At 58.9% G+C, this 22,202-nt stretch carries 22 protein-coding genes; 12 read left to right on the top strand and 10 right to left on the bottom strand.

The features are described 5' to 3' along the window. Positions 1 to 91 precede the first annotated feature (91 nt). Positions 92 to 1,012, top strand: a complete 921-nt coding sequence (locus WNE31_RS01935) for a DMT family transporter (RefSeq protein WP_349977896.1) — start codon at positions 92 to 94, stop codon at positions 1,010 to 1,012. A 120-nt stretch (positions 1,013 to 1,132) separates the two neighbouring features. Here the strand turns inward: WNE31_RS01935 and WNE31_RS01930 are convergent, their stop codons facing one another. After that, entirely contained in the window at positions 1,133 to 2,002 is an 870-nt protein-coding gene (locus WNE31_RS01930; RefSeq protein ID WP_349978247.1) for a branched-chain amino acid aminotransferase, read from the bottom strand. A gap of 170 nt (positions 2,003 to 2,172) precedes the next feature. On the opposite strand from WNE31_RS01930, the gene WNE31_RS01925 reads away from it, so the two are divergent. Genes WNE31_RS01925 through dxs form a run of 6 tightly spaced genes read left to right on the top strand, consistent with a single transcriptional unit; the run spans position 2,173 to position 7,425 of the window. Next, positions 2,173 to 2,670, top strand: coding sequence for a MarR family winged helix-turn-helix transcriptional regulator (locus tag WNE31_RS01925; RefSeq protein WP_349977895.1), 498 nt, complete (start codon positions 2,173 to 2,175; stop codon positions 2,668 to 2,670). Further along, a complete protein-coding gene (locus WNE31_RS01920; protein ID WP_349977894.1) occupies positions 2,667 to 3,368 on the top strand; it encodes a response regulator in 702 nt (233 codons plus the stop codon). The genes WNE31_RS01925 and WNE31_RS01920 overlap by 4 nt, the downstream gene beginning before the upstream one ends. 54 nt (positions 3,369 to 3,422) lie before the next feature. Next, positions 3,423 to 4,358: a histone deacetylase family protein gene (locus WNE31_RS01915; RefSeq protein WP_349977893.1), complete on the top strand. Its 936-nt coding sequence runs from the start codon at positions 3,423 to 3,425 to the stop codon at positions 4,356 to 4,358. After that, positions 4,355 to 4,597 carry an exodeoxyribonuclease VII small subunit gene (locus WNE31_RS01910; protein WP_349977892.1) on the top strand — a complete coding sequence of 81 codons (243 nt, stop codon included), beginning with the start codon at positions 4,355 to 4,357 and terminating at the stop codon, positions 4,595 to 4,597. Before WNE31_RS01915 ends, WNE31_RS01910 begins: the two co-directional genes overlap by 4 nt. Before the next feature lie 4 nt (positions 4,598 to 4,601). Continuing rightward, positions 4,602 to 5,471 carry a polyprenyl synthetase family protein gene (locus WNE31_RS01905; RefSeq protein ID WP_349977891.1) on the top strand — a complete coding sequence of 290 codons (870 nt, stop codon included), beginning with the start codon at positions 4,602 to 4,604 and terminating at the stop codon, positions 5,469 to 5,471. 25 nt (positions 5,472 to 5,496) lie between these two features. Then, a complete protein-coding gene (gene dxs, locus WNE31_RS01900; protein ID WP_349977890.1) occupies positions 5,497 to 7,425 on the top strand; it encodes a 1-deoxy-D-xylulose-5-phosphate synthase in 1,929 nt (642 codons plus the stop codon). Between the two features lie 35 nt (positions 7,426 to 7,460). Here the strand turns inward: dxs and WNE31_RS01895 are convergent, their stop codons facing one another. The 6 genes from WNE31_RS01895 to WNE31_RS01870 form a co-directional block, all read right to left on the bottom strand. Further along, positions 7,461 to 8,318 (bottom strand): SDR family oxidoreductase, encoded by an 858-nt coding sequence (locus WNE31_RS01895; protein WP_349977889.1) that lies wholly within the window; start codon positions 8,316 to 8,318, stop codon positions 7,461 to 7,463. 102 nt (positions 8,319 to 8,420) lie between these two features. After that, the gene (locus tag WNE31_RS01890) at positions 8,421 to 8,846 is read right to left on the bottom strand and encodes a DUF1810 domain-containing protein (protein ID WP_349977888.1); all 426 of its coding nucleotides are present in this window, start codon (positions 8,844 to 8,846) and stop codon (positions 8,421 to 8,423) included. Then, positions 8,843 to 9,628, bottom strand: a complete 786-nt coding sequence (locus WNE31_RS01885; protein ID WP_349977887.1) for a carnitinyl-CoA dehydratase — start codon at positions 9,626 to 9,628, stop codon at positions 8,843 to 8,845. Before WNE31_RS01885 ends, WNE31_RS01890 begins: the two co-directional genes overlap by 4 nt. Positions 9,629 to 9,632: 4 nt before the next feature. Continuing rightward, positions 9,633 to 11,663 carry an acetate--CoA ligase family protein gene (locus WNE31_RS01880; RefSeq protein WP_349977886.1) on the bottom strand — a complete coding sequence of 677 codons (2,031 nt, stop codon included), beginning with the start codon at positions 11,661 to 11,663 and terminating at the stop codon, positions 9,633 to 9,635. 398 nt (positions 11,664 to 12,061) lie between these two features. Then, positions 12,062 to 12,391, bottom strand: a complete 330-nt coding sequence (locus tag WNE31_RS01875) for an Rdx family protein (protein ID WP_349977885.1) — start codon at positions 12,389 to 12,391, stop codon at positions 12,062 to 12,064. Positions 12,392 to 12,394: 3 nt separating this feature from the next. After that, a complete protein-coding gene (locus tag WNE31_RS01870; RefSeq protein WP_349977884.1) occupies positions 12,395 to 13,558 on the bottom strand; it encodes an acyl-CoA dehydrogenase family protein in 1,164 nt (387 codons plus the stop codon). A 77-nt stretch (positions 13,559 to 13,635) separates the two neighbouring features. Between WNE31_RS01870 and WNE31_RS01865 the strand changes: the two genes are divergently transcribed. After that, entirely contained in the window at positions 13,636 to 14,583 is a 948-nt protein-coding gene (locus tag WNE31_RS01865; protein WP_349977883.1) for a GlxA family transcriptional regulator, read from the top strand. A gap of 52 nt (positions 14,584 to 14,635) precedes the next feature. Here WNE31_RS01865 and WNE31_RS01860 read toward each other — a convergent pair whose 3' ends face one another. Continuing rightward, the gene (locus WNE31_RS01860; RefSeq protein ID WP_349977882.1) at positions 14,636 to 15,391 is read right to left on the bottom strand and encodes a class II aldolase and adducin N-terminal domain-containing protein; all 756 of its coding nucleotides are present in this window, start codon (positions 15,389 to 15,391) and stop codon (positions 14,636 to 14,638) included. Positions 15,392 to 15,531: 140 nt separating this feature from the next. After that, positions 15,532 to 15,954, bottom strand: coding sequence for a VOC family protein (locus tag WNE31_RS01855; protein WP_349977881.1), 423 nt, complete (start codon positions 15,952 to 15,954; stop codon positions 15,532 to 15,534). Between the two features lie 73 nt (positions 15,955 to 16,027). On the opposite strand from WNE31_RS01855, the gene ade reads away from it, so the two are divergent. The 3 genes from ade (at position 16,028) to WNE31_RS01840 (ending at position 19,791) form a co-directional block, all read left to right on the top strand. Beyond that, entirely contained in the window at positions 16,028 to 17,836 is a 1,809-nt protein-coding gene (ade, locus tag WNE31_RS01850) for an adenine deaminase (RefSeq protein WP_349977880.1), read from the top strand. Continuing rightward, positions 17,833 to 19,314: an AMP nucleosidase gene (locus WNE31_RS01845; protein ID WP_349977879.1), complete on the top strand. Its 1,482-nt coding sequence runs from the start codon at positions 17,833 to 17,835 to the stop codon at positions 19,312 to 19,314. The genes ade and WNE31_RS01845 overlap by 4 nt, the downstream gene beginning before the upstream one ends. A gap of 189 nt (positions 19,315 to 19,503) precedes the next feature. Further along, the gene (locus tag WNE31_RS01840) at positions 19,504 to 19,791 is read left to right on the top strand and encodes an HU family DNA-binding protein (protein ID WP_349977878.1); all 288 of its coding nucleotides are present in this window, start codon (positions 19,504 to 19,506) and stop codon (positions 19,789 to 19,791) included. 165 nt (positions 19,792 to 19,956) lie between these two features. Here the strand turns inward: WNE31_RS01840 and WNE31_RS01835 are convergent, their stop codons facing one another. Further along, complete coding sequence (locus WNE31_RS01835) at positions 19,957 to 21,171, bottom strand: MFS transporter (protein WP_349977877.1); 1,215 nt, start codon at positions 21,169 to 21,171, stop codon at positions 19,957 to 19,959. A gap of 115 nt (positions 21,172 to 21,286) precedes the next feature. Between WNE31_RS01835 and WNE31_RS01830 the strand changes: the two genes are divergently transcribed. Further along, a complete protein-coding gene (locus WNE31_RS01830) occupies positions 21,287 to 22,162 on the top strand; it encodes a DMT family transporter (protein ID WP_349977876.1) in 876 nt (291 codons plus the stop codon). Positions 22,163 to 22,202 lie beyond the last annotated feature (40 nt).

Below are 22,202 nucleotides of genomic sequence, written 5' to 3'. Positions count from 1 at the left end.
ATCCTTGGATGCAGGGCAAAGATCAAGGGGGCGACTTGTCCCTTTCCGTTAATCTGTTAACCTCTGGACCTGTTGAAAGGAAAGCCCTTCCATGAATCCCGTGCGCGGCATTGCCCTGAAGCTGATCGCGATTGCCCTGTTTTCCGTGATGGCGTCGTTCATCAAGGCCACAGCAGATCATGTGCCCGCAGGACAGGCGGTGTTCTTCCGGTCTTTCTTTGCGCTGATCGTGATTCTTGTCTGGCTGGCCCAGCGCGGCGATCTTTCGACGGGCCTCAGGGTGCAGAGCCGGATGGGGCATGTCTGGCGCGGAGTGATCGGAACCACCGCGATGGCGCTGAACTTTGCGGCACTCGGGTTGCTGCCCCTGCCCGAGGTCACCGCCATCGGGTTCACCGCACCTTTGTTGACCGTGATCTTCGCCGCGATGTTCCTTGGCGAAAATGTGCGGCTGTTCCGGTTATCGGCGGTGGGCATCGGGTTGGTAGGTGTGCTGATCGTCCTGTGGCCGCGCCTGACCATTTTCGGCGGGTCTGATCCCTATTCGGTGGCGACATTGGGCGTGATGTTCGTGCTGGGGTCTGCCGTTTTCCGCGCACTGGCGCAAATCCACATCCGTAAACTGGTGCAAACTGAACAGACCTCGGCCATCGTGTTCTATTTCTCGCTGACGGCCACGGTGCTGTCGCTATTGACGCTGCCTTTTGGATGGGTTGTGCCGACGGGTGCGGAGTTGCTTTTCCTGATCGGCGCGGGGCTGTTGGGGGGGCTCGCACAGATCATGCTGACTTCTTGCTATCGCTATGCGCCCGCATCTGTGGTGGCGCCGTTTGACTATGCCGCGATGCTGTTTGCATTGCTGATCGGATTTGTCTGGTTCGACGAGGTGCCGACCCTGCATATGCTGGTCGGGGCTTCGATTGTAATCTGCGCGGGTGTGTTGATCATCTGGCGCGAGCGGCAGTTGGGGTTGCAGCGCGGGTCGCGCAAGAACCTGACGCCTCAAGGGTAAGTGGGGATCGAGGGGCTTTGCCCCTCTTGACGCCTGCGGCGTCAATTCACCCCGAGTATTTTTGGCAAGATGAAGGACGGGGGATGCGCGGACCGGAATGTCCGGCGCATCCCGACAGTGTCAGGCGCGCACGAGGCGTTCGTAGCTTTCGGCGACATCGCGGGTCAGATCGCCCACCTCAAATGTGTAGTCGCCGATCTGGCCCACGGGGGTGACCTCGGCGGCGGTGCCGGTTAGGAAGCACTGTTCGAAGCCTGCCATTTCCTCTGGCAGGATGCGGCGCTCGTGGACCTTGACGCCCTTTTCTTCGAGCATGGCAATAATGGTCTGACGGGTGATGCCGTTCAGGATCGCATCGGGGATCGGGGTGTGGACCTCACCGTCTTTGACGAAGAAGACATTGGCGCCGGTCGCCTCGGCCACATAGCCGCGATAGTCCATGAACAGGGCGTCGGAACAGCCCTTGGCCTCGGCCGCGTGCTTCGAGATGGTGCAGATCATGTAAAGACCGGCGGCCTTGGCGGCGGTGGGGATAGTTTCAGGCGACGGGCGTTTCCACTGGGCAATGTCCAGCTTGGCGCCTTTCATCTTGGCATCGCCGTAGTAGGCGCCCCATTCCCAGACAGCAATGGCCAGACGGACGGGGTTCTTGGCCGAGGCCACGCCCATGTCCTCGCCAGCGCCGCGCCACGCGACCGCGCGCACATAAGCATCGGTCAGGCCATTCGCCTTGAGAGTTTCTTCCTTGGCGGCCTCGATCTGGTCGACCGTCCAGGGGATCTCCATGTCGATCAGCTTGCCGGATTTTAGAAGGCGTTCGGAGTGTTCGCGGCTTTTGAAAATCTTGCCGTTATAGGCGCGTTCGCCTTCAAACACCGAGCTTGCATAATGCATGGCGTGCGTGAGGATGTGGACATTGGCGTCACGCCAGTCGACGAGTGCGCCGTCCATCCAGATTTTACCGTCGCGATCCGCGTAAGACCCTGCCATGGTCTGTCCTCCGAGAATAAGATCGTTTTTCATTTGTTGCGCGGAAAATGTCCGGTCCGGTCATATTGTTGCGCAAAATCTGGGATTCGCTATCAGTTGGGCCTTGGAGTGTCAATAAAGCTGACTTATTGTGACGGATAAACAGGCAAAAAAGTGATTGGTAGCAACCCATGCCGGAGTCTCATAGCGGCGAAAGCCTTCTTTATCTGACCGATGAACAACTCAGACAGGGGATCGAGGCGATGTATTTCGCCTACCGTGGGTTCACCGCCGACCCCGACAGGATTCTGGCCACGATGGCCTATGGTCGGGCCCATCACCGCGCGATTCACTTTATCAAGCGTGCGCCGGGCACCACGGTGACGAACCTGCTGGAAATTCTGGGCGTCACGAAACAGTCGCTGAACCGGGTCCTGCGAACCCTGATCGAGGACGGGCTGGTCGAGAGCCGGGTCGGGCCAACCGACCGCCGCGAGCGCAACCTGTTTTTGACCGAGGCGGGCGAGGCGCTGGAAAACCGGCTTTCGGATGCTCAGCGCGCGCGGATGCGGGCGGCCTATCGCGAGGCAGGCCCCGAAGCCGTGTCCGGATTTCGCCGCGTGCTCGAGGCGATGATGGATGGCGAGATGCAACGGCGCTATGCCAGCCTGCGGGAGAACGGACAATGATCGACGTCGACCCGCATCTGCTGATCGTGGATGATGATGAACGCATCCGTGACCTTCTGAAGAAATTCCTGATGCGGAACGGATTCCTCGTGAGTGCGGCGCGCGATGCAGCCCATGCCCGGCGCATCCTGTCGGGGCTGGATTTCGACCTGATTGTTCTGGACGTGATGATGCCCGGAGAGGACGGCATGTCGCTGACCCGGGCAATCCGCGAAACCTCAATGACGCCGATCATGCTGCTGACCGCCAAGGGCGAGACAGAGGACCGGATCAAGGGGCTGGAAGCGGGGGCCGACGATTACCTGGCAAAACCGTTCGAGCCTAAAGAACTTTTGCTGCGGATCAACGCAATCCTGCGGCGCATGCCCGAAGTGAGCGAGGCGGACGCCGCCCCCAAGGTGTTGCATCTGGGGCCGATCCGCTATGACATCGAGCGTGGCGAGATGTGGCAGGGCGACGAACTGGTCCGCCTGACCGCCACAGAGAGCCAGTTAATGAAGATTTTCTCCGGCTGTCCGGGAGAAGCGGTCAGCCGCGCCAAGCTGGTCGAAGACCTGGGCCGGGATCGTGGACAGGCGCAGGAACGTGCCGTGGATGTGCAGATCACCCGCCTGCGCCGCAAGATCGAAGAAGATCCGAAACAGCCCCGGTATCTGCAAACCGTCCGCGGGGCTGGATATATGCTGGCGCCAGATTAGGATTCGAGGCCTCTGGCGTGGGTATCTTTACGCCAAGCAAAAGGGGGGAGACCAATGACCACGGGACTTTTTTCGCATGCCGATTGCCTGAAGCATCAGACACCTGCGGGCCATCCCGAACAAGTGGCGCGGCTGGAATATATCAACGAGGCGCTTGCGGCCCCTGCCTTTGGTGGGCTGGTCCGGCGCGAGGCCCCGCTTTGCACGGATGCGGATATCCTGTTGTGCCATCCACAAAGCCATCTGGACGCAATCCTTGCCGCAGAACCCGAAACTGGCACGCGGGCGCTTGATGCAGACACACATATGTCACCGGGATCGGTTCAGGCGGCGCGCCGCGCGGTTGGCGGGTGTCTTGCCGCGGTGGATGCCGTTCTGGATGACGAATTGCAAAATGCCTTTGTCGGCTGCCGCCCGCCCGGGCACCATGCCGAGCAAACTACGCCGATGGGGTTCTGCCTGTTCGGGACCGCCGCCATAGCCGCGCGTCACGCAATGGAACGGCATGGGCTGGAGCGCGTGGCCGTCGTGGATTTCGATGTGCATCACGGAAACGGCACGCAGGCGCTTCTTTGGGACGAGCCCCGGGCACTGTTCTTTTCGTCACACCAGAACCCGCTCTGGCCCGGTACAGGGATGCCGGAAGACACGGGCGGGCATGACAACGTGCATAACCTGCCCCTGCCCCCGCACAGCGACGGGCGCCTGATGCGCGCGACATATGAAGCGCAGGTCTGGCCGGTGCTGGACCGGTTCAAACCGGAACTCATCATTATCTCGGCGGGATTTGACGCGCATATGGCGGATCCGCTGGCACAGTTGAACTGGAACACCGAGGATTTTGTCTGGTTGACGGAAAAGATCTGCGATCTTGCCGATAGGCATTGCGACGGGCGCGTGGTCTCGACTCTTGAAGGCGGATATGATCTGACGGCACTTGCGGCCTCGGTGGCTGCACATGTCAGCGTATTGATGGAGAGAGGCGCATGAGTGACACGCCGGTAAGCGAGTTGAGCTTTGAGCAGGCCATGGCCGAGCTGGAACAGGTGGTTGGCAAGCTGGAACGTGGCGACGTGGCCCTTGAAGAATCCATCAAGCTCTATGAGCGCGGGGCCGAGTTGAAGAAACGCTGCGAGGCCAAGCTCAAGGAAGCCGAAGAGAAGGTGGCCGCGATCACGCTGGACCGCGAGGGCAATCCGGAAGGATTGAAACCTGTCGAAGGGCTGTAAATCCTTGTTTCAGAGCCGATTGAAAAACGCCGCTGTTGAGGTGCAGGCGCATCTTGATGCCACTCTTGCGCCTTTGGGGGCCCTGCCCGTGGTCGCGGCGATGCGCTATGCAAGCGCCGGGGGCAAGCGGTTGCGGGCATTCCTTGTGTTGGAAAGCGCGCGGTTACATGGCGTGGACCGCACACATGCGATCTGGCCTGCGGCGGCGATCGAGGCAATCCATGCCTATTCCCTTGTGCATGACGATCTGCCCTGCATGGATGATGACGACCTGCGACGCGGCCTGCCGACTGTGCATCGCAAATGGGATGAAACCACCGCTGTTCTGGCGGGCGATGCCCTGCAAAGTTTCGGGTTCGAATGTGTCAGCCGAACCGAATGTCACCCTGACCCGACCGTGCGGGCGGAACTGACGGTAACACTCGCGCGCGCCGCCGGGGCGCAGGGCATGGTGTTGGGACAGGCGATGGATATCGCAGCGGAAACGGCCGAGGTGCCGCTGACCCTTGAGGAAATCACGCAGTTGCAGGCCGGCAAAACCGGGGCACTGATCCAATGGTCGGCCACTGCTGGGGCTGTCATGGCGCAAGCGGACACGGCGCCACTGGCGCGCTATGCGACGGATCTCGGGCTGGCGTTCCAGATCGCAGACGATATCCTTGACGTGGAAGGGGACGTCGCAAAGGTCGGCAAGGCCGTTGGCAAGGATGCCGAGGCGGGCAAAGCCACGTTTGTGTCTCTGCTGGGGTTGGACGGGGCAAAGAAACGCGCCGCCGCGCTCGTGCAGGATGCCTGCGACGCCCTATATTGTTACGGGAGCGAGGCCGAAACCTTGCGAGATGCCGCCCGTTTCGTTATCTCGCGCGAGAGTTAAGCGAAGACGCCAAAGAAAGACAGCCATGTCAGTCAGACCAGAAACGCCCCTGTTGGACCGCGTGACCACGCCCGCGGATCTCAGACAGTTCTCGGATGCGGAGCTGACCAAGCTGGCGCAGGAACTGCGTACCGAGACGGTGTCGGCTGTGTCCGAAACCGGTGGCCACCTGGGGGCGGGTCTGGGTGTCGTTGAATTGACCGTGGCCTTGCATGCGATTTTCGATACTCCGCGCGACAAGATCATCTGGGATGTTGGGCACCAGTGTTACCCGCACAAGATCCTGACAGGCCGGCGCGACCGAATTCGCACCCTGCGCATGAAAGACGGGCTGTCCGGCTTTACCAAGCGCAGCGAGAGCGTTTATGACCCGTTTGGCGCGGCGCATAGCTCGACCTCAATTTCGGCGGCGCTGGGCTTTGCCGTGGCGCGTGATCTTGGCGGGCAGTGTGATGGCGGGCTGGGCGATGCGGTGGCCGTAATCGGCGATGGCTCGATCTCGGCCGGGATGGCCTATGAGGCCATGAACAATGCCGGCCACCTCAACAAGCGGCTGTTCGTAATCCTGAACGACAACGATATGTCGATCGCGCCGCCTGTAGGAGCGATGTCGTCCTACCTGTCGCGGCTTTATGCCGGAGAACCTTTCCAGGAATTCAAAGCTGCGGCCAAGGGGGCCGTATCGCTGTTGCCGGAACCTTTCCGCGAAGGGGCCAAGCGCGCCAAGGAAATGCTCAAGGGCATGGCTGTGGGCGGCACCCTGTTCGAGGAGCTGGGTTTTTCTTATGTCGGGCCAATTGACGGGCATGACATGGAACAGCTTTTGCCGGTGCTGCGCACCTTGCACCAGCGTGCCACCGGGCCAGTAATGCTGCATGTGATCACCAAGAAAGGCAAAGGCTATGCCCCTGCCGAGGCTGCGCGCGACAAGGGCCATGCCACGGCCAAATTCGATGTTCTGACCGGCAAACAGCACAAGGCGCCGTCCAACGCACCCTCTTACACCTCGGTCTTTGGACAGGCTTTGGTGGATGAGGCTGCGCGCGATGACAAGATTTGCGCCATCACCGCTGCGATGCCGGACGGCACGGGACTGAACCTGTTTGCCGAACGCTATCCCAGCCGCTGTTTCGACGTGGCGATTGCCGAACAGCATGGCGTGACCTTCTGTGCCGCGCTGGCCGCGGGGGGTATGAAACCCTTCTGCGCGATGTATTCGACGTTCTTGCAACGGGGCTATGACCAGGTTGTGCATGATGTGGCGATCCAGCGCCTGCCGGTGCGCTTTGCGATTGACCGTGCGGGGTTGGTGGGCGCCGACGGGGCCACACATGCCGGATCTTTTGACATTGCCTATCTCGCCAACCTGCCCGGCATGGTGGTGATGGCCGCCGCTGACGAGGCCGAGCTCGTGCATATGGTGGCCACTGCGGCGGCGCATGATGACGGGCCGATTGCCTTCCGTTACCCTCGCGGCGAGGGCGTCGGGGTCGAGTTGCCCGAACGTGGCGAACCGCTGGAGATCGGTAAAGGCCGCATGATCCAACAGGGCAAACGCGTTGCGATCCTGTCATTTGGCACCCGTCTTGACGAAGTGCGCAAGGCCGCCGAGGCCCTTTCGGCCAAGGGGATCACGCCGACCATTGCGGATGCGCGGTTTGCGAAACCGCTGGACGAGGCGATGATCCTTGATCTGGCGTCCTCGCACGAGGCGTTGATCACCATCGAGGAAGGCGCGATTGGCGGCTTTGGCAGTCATGTGGCACAGTTGCTGGCCGAGAATGCGGTATTTGATACCGGCCTGAAATTCCGCTCCATGGTACTGCCCGATATCTTTATCGACCAGGCCAGCCCGCGCGACATGTACGACGTCGCCGCAATGAACGCCGAGCAGATCGAGGCCAAGGTTCTCGACACGCTGGGCGTCGCGCAAATCGGCAGCAAACGCGCCTGAAACGTCCGGTCAGGCGATCCAATTCGGCACAGGGTTTATGCGCCCTGTTCTTCTTCAAGCATCGCCCGAAGCGCGCCCCTGAACTCGGGGTATTTCAGCACCACGCCAAGTTCGTCCTTGATCCGGTTATTGCGCACGCGTTTGCTGTCTGAATAGAAACTGCGTGCCATGGGGCTCATTTCGGCCTGCTCGAAAGGTACAGCGGGCGGCGGGTCAATGCCCAGAAGCTGGGCCGCGTATTCGATCACCACCTCTGGTGGCTGGGGATCATCGTCACAGACATTATAGATGCGGCCCGGATTCGGGCGGTTGATCGACGCTTCGAGAACCTGCGCAATATCGTCGACATGCGTGCGACTGAACACCTGGTTTTTCTTGATGACGCGTTGGGCCACGCCCTTGCGCAGCTTGGCAAAAGGGCCGCGCCCCGGCCCGTAGATTCCGGCCAGGCGGAAGACATGTACCGGCAGATCGGGGATCTGCAACCATTCCTGTTCAGCCATAACACGGCGTTGGCCGCGTCGCGTTGCGGGCTCGGTCCGAGAAGTTTCATCCACCCACCCGCCATCGTGGTCGCCGTAAACGCCGGTGGTCGAAAGATATCCAACCCAGCGCAGGTTCGGCGCAGCATCGATAATTGCCTGCCGGTCAAGCCGCAGGGCCGGGTCGCCTTCCTCATCCGGGCCGATCGAGGACAAAAGATGCGTCACACCGTTGAGAGCCTCTCGCAGATCGCAGGGCCATTCGAGCGGTTCAATGCCTTGATCCTTGAAGGCGGCGAGTTTTTCAGGTTTGCGCGATGTGCCAATAATCCGCCAGCCTTGCGGTAAAAGCCGTTTTGCAAGGCCTTGCGCTGAATATCCGTGACCAAGTGAAAGAAGCGATTTTTCCATATGCGCACCCTGCCGTTGACTGTATCGAGTTGCAAGAGGACGGCTGTCAAATGCCTGTCAACTGAAACAGTGCCTTGGTCTGAATCGGCGAATTGCGCTTTGTTAGAGCCTAATTTCAGCCACGGTCAGGGGACAGGGTTGCCCCTCGTAAAAGATGTCTAACAGGGCCTTGAACACGGCGGGCGCCTCGGGGACTGCCGCGAAGAGCGTTGCCATGCTGCGCACCTTGAGCGCATCCACAGGGCCAAGAATGCTCTCGGGAGGTTCCCTCGAATGCAGCAGAAGCGCCTCGCACAGGGCAACAAGGCGCGGTCCCAGAACCGGGTGCGCAAGGTAACGTTGCGCTTCGTCCAGATCGGCAAGGCCATAGTCACGGGCACGTTGCGACCGCCCAAGGGACCGCAACTGTGGCATCTCCCACCAGATCCAGTGTGTCAGTTTTCGACCCGACCGCAGTTCGCCCAGCGCCTGCGCATGGGTTTGGTCCTGCGGTCCGAGGAAACGGTCCAGATCAGACTTGTCGGTCATTTCCCCTTCCAGACAGGATCACGTTTTTCGGCGAAGGCGCGGGCGCCTTCAAGCTGATCTTCAGAGCGGTACAGGGTTTCCACCGTGGCCAGCTGGCTTTTGGTGATGCGATTCATGGCGTCCTGAAACTTGCTGTCCTCGGCGTCCCGAACGATTTCCTTGATCGCGGCATAAACCAAGGGCGGGCCGCTCGCCAAAAGACGCGCAAGATCCCAGGCGCGGTCCATCAATTGATCAGCCGGTAGGATTTCGTTTACCAATCCCCAACGATGGGCCTCTTCGGCGTCGAACCAGCGCCCCGTCAACAACAGCTCCATCGCGATGTGATAGGGAATGCGCTTGGGCAGTTTGACACTGGCCGCATCGGCCACCGTACCCGAGCGGATTTCCGGAAGCGCGAAGGACGCGTGATCGGCAGCAAGGATCATGTCAGCCGACAGCGCCAGTTCAAGCCCTCCTCCGCAGGCGATGCCATTCACCGCGGCGATCACCGGCTTGTTCATGTCACGCATTTCCTGAAGGCCTCCAAACCCGCCGACGCCATAGTCCCCGTCGACAGCGTCACCATCGGCGGCAGCCTTGAGATCCCATCCGGGGCAGAAAAACTTGTCCCCGCCCCCGGTCAGAATGGCGACGCGCAGCTCGGGATCATCCCGGAATTCGAGAAACACTTCGCCCATGATCCGGCTGGTCGCGAGATCAATGGCGTTCGCCTTGGGGCGATCCAGTGTCACCTCGAGAATGGCGCCATCCCGGCGGGTTTTCACAACATCCTGGCTCATGGTCCTAATCCTTCCGTCGCATCAGGGCATCTGCCGCGACCGCATCCGTGGCCGTGCAGAGCAGCGGGTTGATTTCAATTTCCTCAAGTCCTTCGGCATTGGCAAGGACATAGGCTTCGACCGCGCGGATCGCCTTGAGAATCGCGCCGCGGTCTGCAGGCGGTGCCCCGCGATAGCCATTCAAGAGCCGCGCCAATCGCAAATTGTCCAGGGCGCTTTCGATCATCTCATCGGTCGCCGGCAGCAGGATATTGGCGCTGTCTTTCATGAGTTCGGTCAAAGTGCCTCCCGCCGCCAAGGTCAACACAAACCCGTGCGCCGGGTCCTTGACCACCCCGATCAGCAACTCGGCCACGACGCCCGTGACCATTTCTTCGATCAGGAAATGGTCAGTCGGCATGGCAGCGGCGCGGTCGCTGACCTCTTGGCCGCTTTGCAGGTTCAAGGCGACGGCGCCCGCTTCGGTTTTGTGCGCGATTCCCTCGCCTTTGAGCACTACGGGGAACCCCATATCAACGGCCGCGGCCCTCGCTTCTCCGGTTGATCTGGCGCGGCGGAACTGAGGGGTGCGCAAACCGTACCATGCGAGGCGGCTTTTGGCTTCGGCTTCTGGGATGAGTTCTGGCGAAATAGTCTCTGTTGGCAGGCAAAGCGGGGGCGCCCCTCCTGCGGTCGGCATCACAGCCGCTTCGCAGGCGGCCAACGCTTCGCCAAGCCCCATCAAGGGCACGACGCCCGCCGCCATCAAACGCTCTGCCACGCCTTCGGGCAGCAATTCAGGCATTGTGGCCACAACGGCGACATTGGTGCCAGTCTGTTGCTTGGCGTTGATCGCTGCCTCGATCGTGCATTCCCAATCAGACGGGTCGCAACGATCCTCTCTGGGGAAATCCACGACAAGCATCGTGAGGGCGATATCCGGATCCATCATTGCGGACCATGCCCGCGTCATCGCCCCGGTGTCGCGCCAGATATAGGTGTGATAGTCTAGTGGATTGGAGAGGGCGACCATGGGGCCCAGCGCAGTGCGCAGATCCGCTTTTTGGCGGTCATTCAGCGGGGGAAAAGTCACGGACCGCCCATGTGCCGTATCTGCGGCAAGACTGGCTTCTCCGCCCGAACAACTGATCGAGGCGAGGCGGTTTGATGGCAGACGCCCCACGACATGCAACAGTTTGAGGGTCTCCATAAACTCAGGAATGGACCCAACGCGCGAAATCCCCAGCCGCGAGAGCAAGGCCCCGGCCCCCGCGTCCCCACCGGCCAACGAGGCCGTATGAGACACGGTTGCCGCCTGCGCCTGTTCGGAACGACCAACTTTCAGGGCCACAATGGGTTTGCCAAGGTCTCGCGCCTTCGTGGCCAGGGCCTCAAACGCCCTCAGATCGCCAAACCCCTCGATATGCAGACCGAGCGCCGTAACCCTTGGATCATCAAGAAGCGCCTCTCCTATGTGAGCCGTGCCCGACTGGGCCTGGTTTCCGGCAGTCACGACATAGGCGACGGGCACGCCACGCTTTTGCATGGTCATGTTGATCGCGATGTTCGAGCTTTGGGTCACAATGGCCACGCCACGATCACAGCGCGTGCCGCCATGTTGGTCGGGCCAGAGCAATGCGCCGTCGAGATAATTCACGAACCCATAGCAATTTGGCCCAAGGATCGGCATGTCGCCAGCCGCGTTGAGCAACTGCTGCTGCAGATCGGCCCCTTCATTATCTTCTGCTGCGGCTTCTCGAAAACCACTGGCAAAACACACGGCGCCGCCCGCACCCCGCTCGGACAACAGGCGCACGGCCTCTATTGTGACGAACCTGTTTACCCCAACAAAGCAAGCATCCGGGGCCGACGGAAGGTCTTCAATCCTGCGATAAACAGCGAGGCCGCCAATCTCGTCCGCCTTGGGGTGCACAGGCCAGATTTCCCCTTCAAACCCCATCCGGCGACTTTGGTCGATGACGTTCGCACACCATGCGCCCCCGCCGATCACGGCGATGGAACGGGGTGAAAACAGGCGACTGAGCTTAGTGTTCATACGGTTTTCTCGTGTTTGCTTGCCGCTTTTTTGGGCACATCTTCTGAAATCTGGGGGTGCCAATTGCAAAATGCTGCATCGCAGCAATATCAGAGTGGGGCGTCAGATCGGTTTCTGGTAGGGTAAGATCAGACCAGAGAGCGGGAGGCCAGCTCTGGTTTTTGATCAACCTTGAAGGAGATCGTGCCATGTGCCTCTCGACCGCTGCTCTCTCACTATTCCTGAATCTCTTGTCCCTCGACACTATTTCCACCGAACCCGGCCGCGTCATTGTCCGCGCGACCGAAAACGAAGCCCATTGGGTGAACCAGGGTGATTTGTGGTGCACGATGGCCCCGCAAATTGATCGGTTGGTTCGGTTCACACCAGCGCAAAACCAATAGTCCCGGGAGATCACTTCAACGCTCCTTTGGATAATTTTTAGGCGTGTTAGAGTCTGTTCTTTCGCCCCTTTTGTTGAGATGTCCCAGCTCTTTCCCGGGCAAGATCTTGTCACGGATTCGGGTCTTTAGTTGTTTGGCATCCGGAAACCCGCCATCACGTTTTCGGTCCCAGATCAGGACATCATCCACGGTGACCGTAAAAACTCCGCCCGTTTCGTCCGGCACAAGCGTCACACCATGCAAATCGCCCTGAAAGGTCTGCAAAATCTCTTGCGCCATCCATCCGGCACGCAACAGCCAGTTACAGCCGACACAGTATGTGATGGTCACATGTGAATTCTGCATGGACTAGGCCCCAAGCGGACGCAGCATTTCGCGGCTGATGATGTGGCGCTGGATTTCGCTGGTGCCTTCCCAGATACGTTCGACACGCGCATCGCGCCAGATGCGCTCTAGCGGCAACTCGTCCATAAGACCCATACCGCCGTGAATCTGGATCGCCTCATCTGCGACAAAGGCCAGCATCTCGGTGGCCTTGAGTTTGGCCATGGACATGTCAGCTTCCGTGACGGTGCCCTGATCGAACTTCCAGCCTGCCTCCCAAGTCAGCAGGTTCGCAGCTTTGAGTTCCAGCGCCATGTCTGCCAGCTTGAAGGAAACCCCTTGGAACTTGCCAATCTGCTGGCCGAACTGCTTACGCTCGGCTGCGTATTCCAGCGAGTGTTGCAGCGCGCGCTCGGCTCGGCCAAGGCAGGTTGCCGCAACTTGTAGTCGGGTTGCCCCCAGCCATGTGTTGGCAACCTCGAACCCTTTGTCCACCTCGCCCAGAATGGCTGAGGATGGCAACCGGCAGTCATCAAACTCAAGCACAGCGTTGGTGTAGCCGCGGTGACTGACATTGCCATAGCCTTCGCGCACCTCGAATCCCGGGGTTCCCTTGTCTACGAAAAAAGCTGTGATTTTCTTTTTCGGGCCGCGCGGCGTGTCTTCTACCCCGCTGGCCATGAAACAGATGGCAAAGTCGGCAATATCGGCGTGGCTAATGAAGTGTTTCGTGCCGTTCAGGATCCAATCATCTCCATCCTGTCTTGCCGTCGCCTTCATGCCCCGCAGATCCGATCCCGCGTCGGGTTCGGTCATGGCTAGACAGTCCCATTTCTCGCCTTTCATGCAGGGATAGAGATACTTTTCCTTCTGCTCATCCGTACCCGCCATCAGGATATTTGACGGGCGGGCAACACCTGTCCAGTGCAGAGCATAGTTGGCACGCCCCAGTTCCTTTTCGTACATCAGCCATGTCAGTGTATCGAGGCCGGCGCCCCCAACTTCTTCGGGCATGTTGGCTGCATAGAGTCCGGCTGCCATCGCCTTTTGCTGGATGTCCCGGATCACGTCCATGTCGAGATGGCCGGTCCGCTCGATTTCAAGTTCATGGGGGTAAAGCTCTTTTTCCACGAAGGCGCGGGTCGTTTCTACGATCATCGCCTGTTCTTCGGTCATCCCAAAATGCATGTCGCGCGCTCCTTGCTCGGTCATTTTCCATGTGAAAAGACTTGCGCCTTCATATCATGCTGCTTTAGCGATTTATCATGCAATTTTGGTCAAAAAATGTCGCCACGACGCAGCAGGTTGGCGTATTGCTGTTTGAAGGATTCTCAAACCATTGCCTTGCCAACACGGTTGAACCAATGCGCGCGGCCAATACACTTGCCGGCCGCACACTGTACGACTGGCGGTTCCTAACCCTAGACGGGTACCCCCTGTCTTCCTCAAGCGGGTTGGTGGTGTCTCCGCATGGCCGTCTTGCCGATCATAATGGCGATCTTTTGGTGGTGATGCCCTCTTACGGATTTCTGGATCATGGCGGCTGGGCGACCGAAACGGCGTTGCGCGCCGCATCCAAGCGGTATGATACGTTGATCGCGATGGATACCGGCAGTTGGCTCTTGGCCGCAGCAGGTCTTCTTGAAGGATATCGTGCCACGATCCACTGGGAGGAACTGTTTCGGTTCTCGGAAAGATTCCCTGAAATAGAGACTGTTCGAGAACGGTTTGTCGTGGATCGAGACCGGATCACTTGCTCTGGCGCCATGGCGGCGTTTGACCTCGTGACGGGGTTGATTGCCGAAACGCACGGTCAAGCTCTGGCATTGGAAGTCCGGCAAATGTTCATGACGCCCGGCTCGCCCCGCTCACATTCCGGGGGTGGCAGCCCTACCAGCCGGAGTCTGAACAAGGCGTTGGCGATCATGCAGGAACACCTTGAAGATCCGCTGCCAATCGGCGAGGTGGCCCGCCGCGCAGGGCGCACGCAAAGGGCGCTTGAGTCGCGGATGGTAGCGGAACTAGGGGCGCCGCCGGTCCGGGTTTACAAACGTTTACGCCTGAACCTTGCGCGCAAGCTGGTCCTTGAAACCGACCTGTCCGTTCGCGAAATCGCGGTACGTAGCGGATACACGGATCCCGCCGCAATGACCCGCGCTTTCAAGACAGAGTTTGGGGTCGCGCCACGTGATTTGCGCCGAATTCGAGACTGATCACGGCAAAACCGGACCTTTCAAAGACCACCAACTCGATCGAAATCAGTCTCTAACTTGCATAGTTCGAGTTTTCCTCATCCAGAATGGCTTTCAGCTCTTCTAGGTGGCGTACATCTTGTTCTGGATAGTCTTCAAGTTCGCGTGCCGTTTTCTCGGCGACCTCGTCTGACAAGAAGCGCAGCGGCTGGCCGGTCTGCAAAGCGCGGATGTAGGTTTCGGCTGCGCGTTCGAAATAATAGAGCCTGTTAAAGGTCTCGGCGACCGTATCCCCAATTACCATGATGCCGTGATTGCCCATGATCATGGTTTTCTTTTTCGGATCGGTCAGAAGCGCAGCGCAGCGTTCGCCTTCGTCCTCAAAAGCAAGCCCACCATAATGATCGTCGATGACACAACGGTTAAAGAACGTCGCGGTATTCTGGTCAATAGGCGGCAGGTTTGAGTCGGCCAGGGACGCCAGAACCGTCGCATGGATCGAATGCACATGCATGGCACAACGCGCATGGGCGCAATGGCGGTGGATGCCGCCGTGAAGGCCCCAAGCAGTGGGGTCCGGCGCATCCGGCCCGGACAGTGTTTCAGGATCATTGGCATCGACAATGATCAGGTCGCTCGCCTTGATCCGGCTGAAATGCATCTGGTTTGGGTTCATCAGAAACCGCGTGCCATCCTCGTTGATTGCAAGGCTGAAGTGGTTTGCAACACCTTCATGCAGGTTCAATCGTGCAGTCCACCGGAAAGCCGCGGCCAGATCGACGCGTTCTTGCCAGTGATCCATGTTCGGGCGCAGTTCTGTGACGCTCATCTTGGTTCCTTCCCTGTTTCCTGCATTAGGTTTCTCAAAACCTTGCCCAAAGCCGGGCGCTTTTCAAGTTTATCGGCAGATGTGTTTGATGCAGCACGTGTTGATATTCTCGTATATACGGATTTCAGCTTTGTTAGACTCTATTCCTTGGGGCGAGAAGGCACCCACGCATATCCATCAGCACACAAAAGATATGCCTCGCGCAACCCATGGGGTTTGTCGGTGGGAGACTGCAGAATATGCATGCCAGCAACCTCGGCCTTGGACGCAGCCAACTCGGGATCGGTGTTGTAGAGGCGAATTTCGATCCCCGCTCCACGTGCCCCGTTTTCAGGCAACAGCCCGAGCAAGGGGTTGGAATGATAGGTGCGGTCGGCGTGCAACTGAAACACCTGATCTCCATAGGTAACTATCGCAAAATCCGAAGTAACCTGATGGGCATTCATGTCAAAAACAGTCTCTAACAAGGCAGAAGTGGCGCGCACATCTTTGACAAGAAGGTTCATTCCGAGCCCCTTCAGGGATTTCCCAAACGTTTCGGCGTCTATGGTATCCAGATCCATTGGCGCATCCTTTCACGAAACCTTCACCACGATCCAGCTTGATCGCCCCCGCGAGACCGTGTCAACGTGAGACATGACTATTTCACCATTTCCGACTTGGGCCGATGTCGCCCCCAAATTGGTTGCCGTGGCCGCGGGCCGCGAAGCTGCCGATCTTGTCATTCGCAATGGCCATTGGGTTAACGTCCACTCGCGCGAGGTGTTGCCAAACCAGTCCATTGCCATCGTTGCGGGGCGTGTGGCCTATGTCGGCCCGGATGCGGGCCATTGTATCGGACCGGAAACACAGATCATTGAAGCAGACAGTCGTTTCATGATCCCGGGACTGTGCGATGGGCACATGCATATCGAGTCAGGGATGCTGACCCCGGCAGAATTTGCCCGCGCCGTGATTCCGCATGGCACGACAAGCATGTTCACCGACCCTCATGAAATAGCGAATGTTCTTGGGATCGAAGGGGTGCGGATGATGCATGATGAGGCTCTGATGCAGCCCATCAACATCTTTACCCAAATGCCATCCTGCGCGCCCTCTGCACCTGGTCTTGAAACCACAGGCTATGAGATCACGCCCGAAAATGTAGCTGAGGCAATGATGTGGCCCGGGATCATCGGTCTGGGTGAAATGATGAACTTTCCCGGCGTGATCAACGCCGACCCCAAGATGCTGGCCGAAATGGCCGCAACGCAAGCCGCAGGCAAAACTATTGGCGGCCACTATGCCAGCCCGGACCTTGGACCGAACTTCCATGCCTATGCGGCAGGTGGCCCCGCGGACGATCATGAAGGCACATGCGAGGCGGATGCAATCATGCGCGTGCGTCAGGGGATGCGAGCCATGATGCGCTTTGGCAGTGCGTGGTATGACGTCGAGGCCCAGATCACGGCGGTGACGGAAAAAGGTCTTGATCCACGCAGCTTTATCCTGTGTACCGATGACTGCCATTCCGGCACACTGACCGAAGACGGCCATATGAACCGCGCCGTGCGTCACGCCATCGAGGTTGGCTGTGATCCGCTGATCGCGCTGCAAATGGCGACCATCAACACCGCAACGCATTTTGGTCTTGAACGCGAAATCGGATCAATCACACCGGGGCGGCGTGCTGATGTAATTCTGACCAGCGATCTGCGGTCGCTGCCGGTGGAACATGTCATCGCGCGCGGTATCAGCGTGGCCGAAAATGGCGTGTGTCTGGTAGACTGCCCCCATTATGCCTGGCCGGATCACGCCCGCCATACCGTGCATTTGGGCAAAACACTCGCCGCTTCGGATTTCACCGTGCCCGCGCCAGACGGCGCCAATCGGGTGAAAGCCAAGGTCATTGGCATTGTCGAAAACCAGGCTCCGACCAAGGCCCTGACCGCAGAATTGCGGGTCGAGGACGGAGCGGTTCAGAACGACATCGACAAGGATGTGGCCAAGGTTTCCCTTGTCGAGCGGCACCGCGGCACCGGGAACGTGGCGAACGGGTTTGTCTCGGGGTTCGGGTATAGCGGCAAGATGGCCATGGCCTCGACGGTGGCGCATGACAGCCACCAGATGATCGTCGTCGGAACCTGTCCTGACAACATGGCGCTCGCGGCCAACCGTCTGGGGGACGTGGACGGCGGCATGGTCATTTTCAAGGATGGCAAGGAAATCGCGCTTGTCGAGTTGCCGATTGCCGGTCTTATGTCGGATGCCCCGGCCGCCGAGGTGGCCGTCAAGGCGCAGGGAATCGTGGATGGGATGCGCGCCTGCGGATGCAGTTTGAACAATGCCAATATCCAGCACTCTTTCCTTGCGTTGGTTGTGATTCCGGAATTGCGCATTTCTGACCTTGGGCTTGTCGACGTGACCAAGTTCGAGCTGACCGAGTTGCTGGAAGACACCGTATGACACCGGCTCCGAACGTCCCGATCATTTCGCCCAAAGTCCCTCCGGCCGAGGCCTTCACAGACGCCCGTGCCGCCGTGGCACGGCTGGAAGAGCTGTACCAGACGGCCACGTCATTTTTGTGCGACAGATTTCGGATCGTTATGGAAGGGGGGCCAAAACCGAAGCGGTTTCGCGCCTTCTATCCCGAAATCCGCATCACGACGACCAGCTTTGCACAGATCGATTCCCGTCTGAGCTTTGGCCATGTGTCCGAGCCGGGCACACACAGCACGACCATCACGCGCCCCGATCTGTTCCGGCATTACCTGGAACAGCAGATTGACCTGCTGATCTGTAATCACGGGGTGCCTGTGGTGATTGGCGCTTCGGACACGCCAATCCCGATCCATTTTGCGGTGTCTTCGGAAACCAACCTGACCGTACCGCAAGAAGGGGCGTCTTCCTTCATTCTACGGGATGTGTTCGACGTGCCGATGCTTTCGAACACCAATGATGACATCGTGAACGGCACATTCACAGGGCATGACGACGGCAGCGCGCCCCTGTCGCCGTTTACCGCGCAAAGGATCGACTATTCCCTCGCAAGGCTCAGCCATTATACCGCGACGGATGCGGAGCATTTCCAGAACCATGTTCTGTTCACCAACTATCAATTCTATGTCTCGGAATTCGAGGCCTACGCCCGCGCGCAATTGGCCGACCCAAAGAGCGGCTATACGAGCTTTGTCAGCACGGGGAACCATGTCCTGACTTCGCCCGACGGGGAGTTGCCGACGCCGGATAAGCAACCGCAGATGCCGACCTATCATCTGAAACGGAAGAACGGATCGGGCATCACGCTGGTGAATATCGGGGTAGGTCCCTCCAACGCGAAAACCGCGACGGACCACATTGCCGTTTTACGGCCCCATGCATGGGTGATGGTCGGACATTGCGCGGGGTTGCGAAACTCGCAATCTCTTGGCGACTTCGTTTTGGCGCATGCTTATCTGCGTGAGGACAATGTTTTGGACAACGACCTGCCTGTCTGGGTGCCAATTCCCGCCCTTGCCGAGGTACAGATCGCACTGGAGCGTGCGGTTGCCGAGGTCACGAAACTGGACGGGTACGACCTCAAGCGGATCATGCGCACGGGCACGGTGGCGACTATCGACAACCGCAATTGGGAATTGCGCGACCAATCCGGGCCGGTGCAACGGCTAAGCCAGTCGCGCGCCATTGCGCTGGACATGGAAAGCGCGACAATTGCCGCAAACGGGTTCCGGTTCAGGGTCCCTTACGGCACCCTCCTGTGTGTCAGCGACAAACCTCTTCACGGCGAGTTGAAATTGCCCGGTATGGCCTCGGATTTTTACCGCACACAGGTCACACGGCACCTGATGATCGGGATTCGAGCGATGGAAGCCTTGCGCGACATGCCGCTGGAACGGTTGCATTCGCGAAAACTGCGCAGTTTCGATGAAACGGCATTTCTATGAACTGACAGCACATTTGACGTGACGTGAATCTTCCACGAGATGCCGGTCACGACGCAATTGCCGAAAAATCAGTGGATAACCCCTATTTTTTTGGGTTTTCTGGCACACAATTCGTTGTGTTCCCCTACCATATCCACTTAAATGCCCGACACGAGGCCCAATATTCGGGCAGACTAATGGAGACCTGAAATGGCAAAACCAATGACCAAGACCCAGCTCGTTGCCGCTCTGGCCGAAGAAATGGGCACCGACAAGAAATCGGCAGGCGCCGCTCTGGAAGCTGTATGTGCCCTGATCACCCGTGAAGTTTCCGCCGGTGGCGCAGTGACACTGCCCGGCGTTGGCAAAATCTATTGCCGCGAGCGCCCCGAGCGCATGGTGCGCAACCCTGCCACTGGCGAGCAAATCAAAAAAGAAGCCGACAAAGTCGTCAAGATGACCATTGCGAAGGCTCTGAAAGACAGCGTAAACGGCTAAGTCCTTTACCTTATCAGTTTCTAAAGGGTCGCCTTCGGGCGGCCCTTTTTCTTTGCCGCTCATCCTGGCATTCGCAGAGCACGCCATCCGGATCGTCTAATCCGCCTGCAGGCATTTGAACAGGAATTTAGGTGACGAATTTCCCCGTAATAGAGCCTTAATTTGTCAAGACAGCGCCCTCGCCGCGCGCGTGATCCCCCAACAAAGCACCCCAGTGGTGATGGCGAAAAAGACAGCGATGCCTACAAACTGTCCTTCGATCCCGTAGCCGAAATCGATCAAGACACCCGTCAGACCCGGTCCGACTGCCGACCCGAGCACCATGACCGCCGCTGCCATCGCCTTGATCGCGCCGATATGGGCCGTGCCATAGAAATCTGCCCAGAAGGCGCTGGGAAGGGTCGCATTAGCTCCGGCGCTGAGCCCCAGAAAGAACAATCCGAACACCATCGCCGAAACGCTGTTGGACCCTGCAAAAACCAGGAAGGCCACAACCATGGGCACCTGGTACCACGGCATCAGGCGGGCAGTACCAAAGCGGTCCAGCGCCCATCCTGTTAACAGCATCGCGCCAATGGACACAGCCGTGTAGAGCGGAAAGAACGCCACGAGTTCGATATGTTGCCACCCTTTGACCTCGGCAAAGTGGACTTGGTGGAAGAAGAAGACCGTGTTGAAGGCGGATTGACCAAGGATCGACGGTACAAGCACCCAGAACAACGGGCTGCGCAGGGCTTCGGTCCGGGTCCAATGGCGCCCTTTCATGCCAACATTCCCGCCTGAATCAGCCAGTTGGCCGGGCGTACGTTCTTTTCCCAAAAGCCAAGCCAGCAAGGGAATGCCCAAAAGGCTGATCATTGCGGCGGCGATCCACAGGAACCGCCAGTCTACCATCCCCATCAAGGCCACCACCACGATGGGCAACAGGGCCTCGCCAAAGGAAAAGCCAAGTCCGGCCAACGACAAGGCACGCCCCCGCGCGGCCACGAACCAGCGAGCCATCGCCACTACGGCGATATGGCTACTCATCCCCTGACCAAAGAACCGCAGCGCAAAGATAACCCCCGGCAAGGCCCAGGCCCAATTGTTTGTCGCCATCGCAAGAGACGCGCAGGCCAACCCGACAAGGATCGTCGGGCCAAGCACCCGCACGCGGAACCTGTCGGTCAACGCCCCTGCCCAGACCATGACCAACGCAGATGCACCGGTGCCGATCATATAGATGCCGCCCCACTGCCCGTGACTCAGCCCGAAGGCCCCACGGATTTCTCCGGCAAAAAGCGAGATGAAAAATGTCTGCCCAAAACTGGACATGAATGTCATCAACATGCCAGCCGCAAGAAAGGGGGCATTGATGCGAAGAAAGCCATCGGGTGTCATTCCTTTGGCTTGCCCGTCCGGAAGGCATATCGCAAGGACAAACGCGACATGCTGCGTTGCACCCTGCAGATGAATAGGCTTAGATCGCCGGATCGTTAACATGTGAGTCACACAAATGGATCTTCGCGCAATTGGGATGGGGCTTTTGTTTGCCCTGATCTGGTCTTCGGCCTTTACCTCGGCGCGGATCATCGTGGCAGATGCCCCGCCCTTTGCAATTTCCGCGATCCGATTCACGATTGCCGGAGTGATCGGCGTGCTGATCGCCCGCGCGATGGGGCAATCCTGGTATCTGACGCGGGACCAATGGCGCGCGACCCTGATCTTCGGCTTGTGCCAGAACGCCATTTACCTTGGGTTGAACTTTCTCGCCATGACAACGGTTGAGGCCTCGCTCGCCTCGATCATCGCGTCTACCATGCCGCTCATGGTGGCCTTTGCCGGCTGGGCGTTTCTCAAGGACAAGCTGAACCGTCAGGCCGTGTTCGGTCTGGTTCTGGGGTTTGCGGGGGTGATCGTCATCATGGGATCCCGCATGAATGCGGGCGTCGACATGTTCGGCGTCATGCTCTGCGTGATTGGTGCGGCGGCGCTGACAATCGCGACCCTGATGTTGCGGGGGGCATCCTCGGGTGGCAACGTGATGATGATCGTTGGCCTTCAGATGTTTGTCGGGGCGGCTGTTCTGTTCGTGGCATCGTTGATCTTTGAAACATGGGAGTTCAACTGGAACCCCCGCATGTTGACCGCGTTGACCTATACCATCTTTGCACCGGGGCTATTGGCGACGTGGATCTGGTTCCAGCTGGTGCATCGGATCGGCGCAGTCAGGGCTGCGACGTTTCACTTTCTCAACCCGTTTTTCGGTGTTGCAATCGCCGCCGCCCTGCTGGGAGAAAGCCTTGGGCTGACGGACTATATCGGTGTTATCGTGATTTCCGTTGGTATTCTTCTAGTGCAGCTTTCGAAACAAACGAACACAGCCAAGTGAACTGGCGTCAGCAGCCTTTGTACTGACAGCAGGCCCCAAA

Source organism: Shimia fortis (assembly GCF_040225985.1).
In the GTDB taxonomy this organism is placed as follows: domain Bacteria; phylum Pseudomonadota; class Alphaproteobacteria; order Rhodobacterales; family Rhodobacteraceae; genus Shimia.
This window is presented reverse-complemented; position numbering and strand designations above follow the sequence as displayed.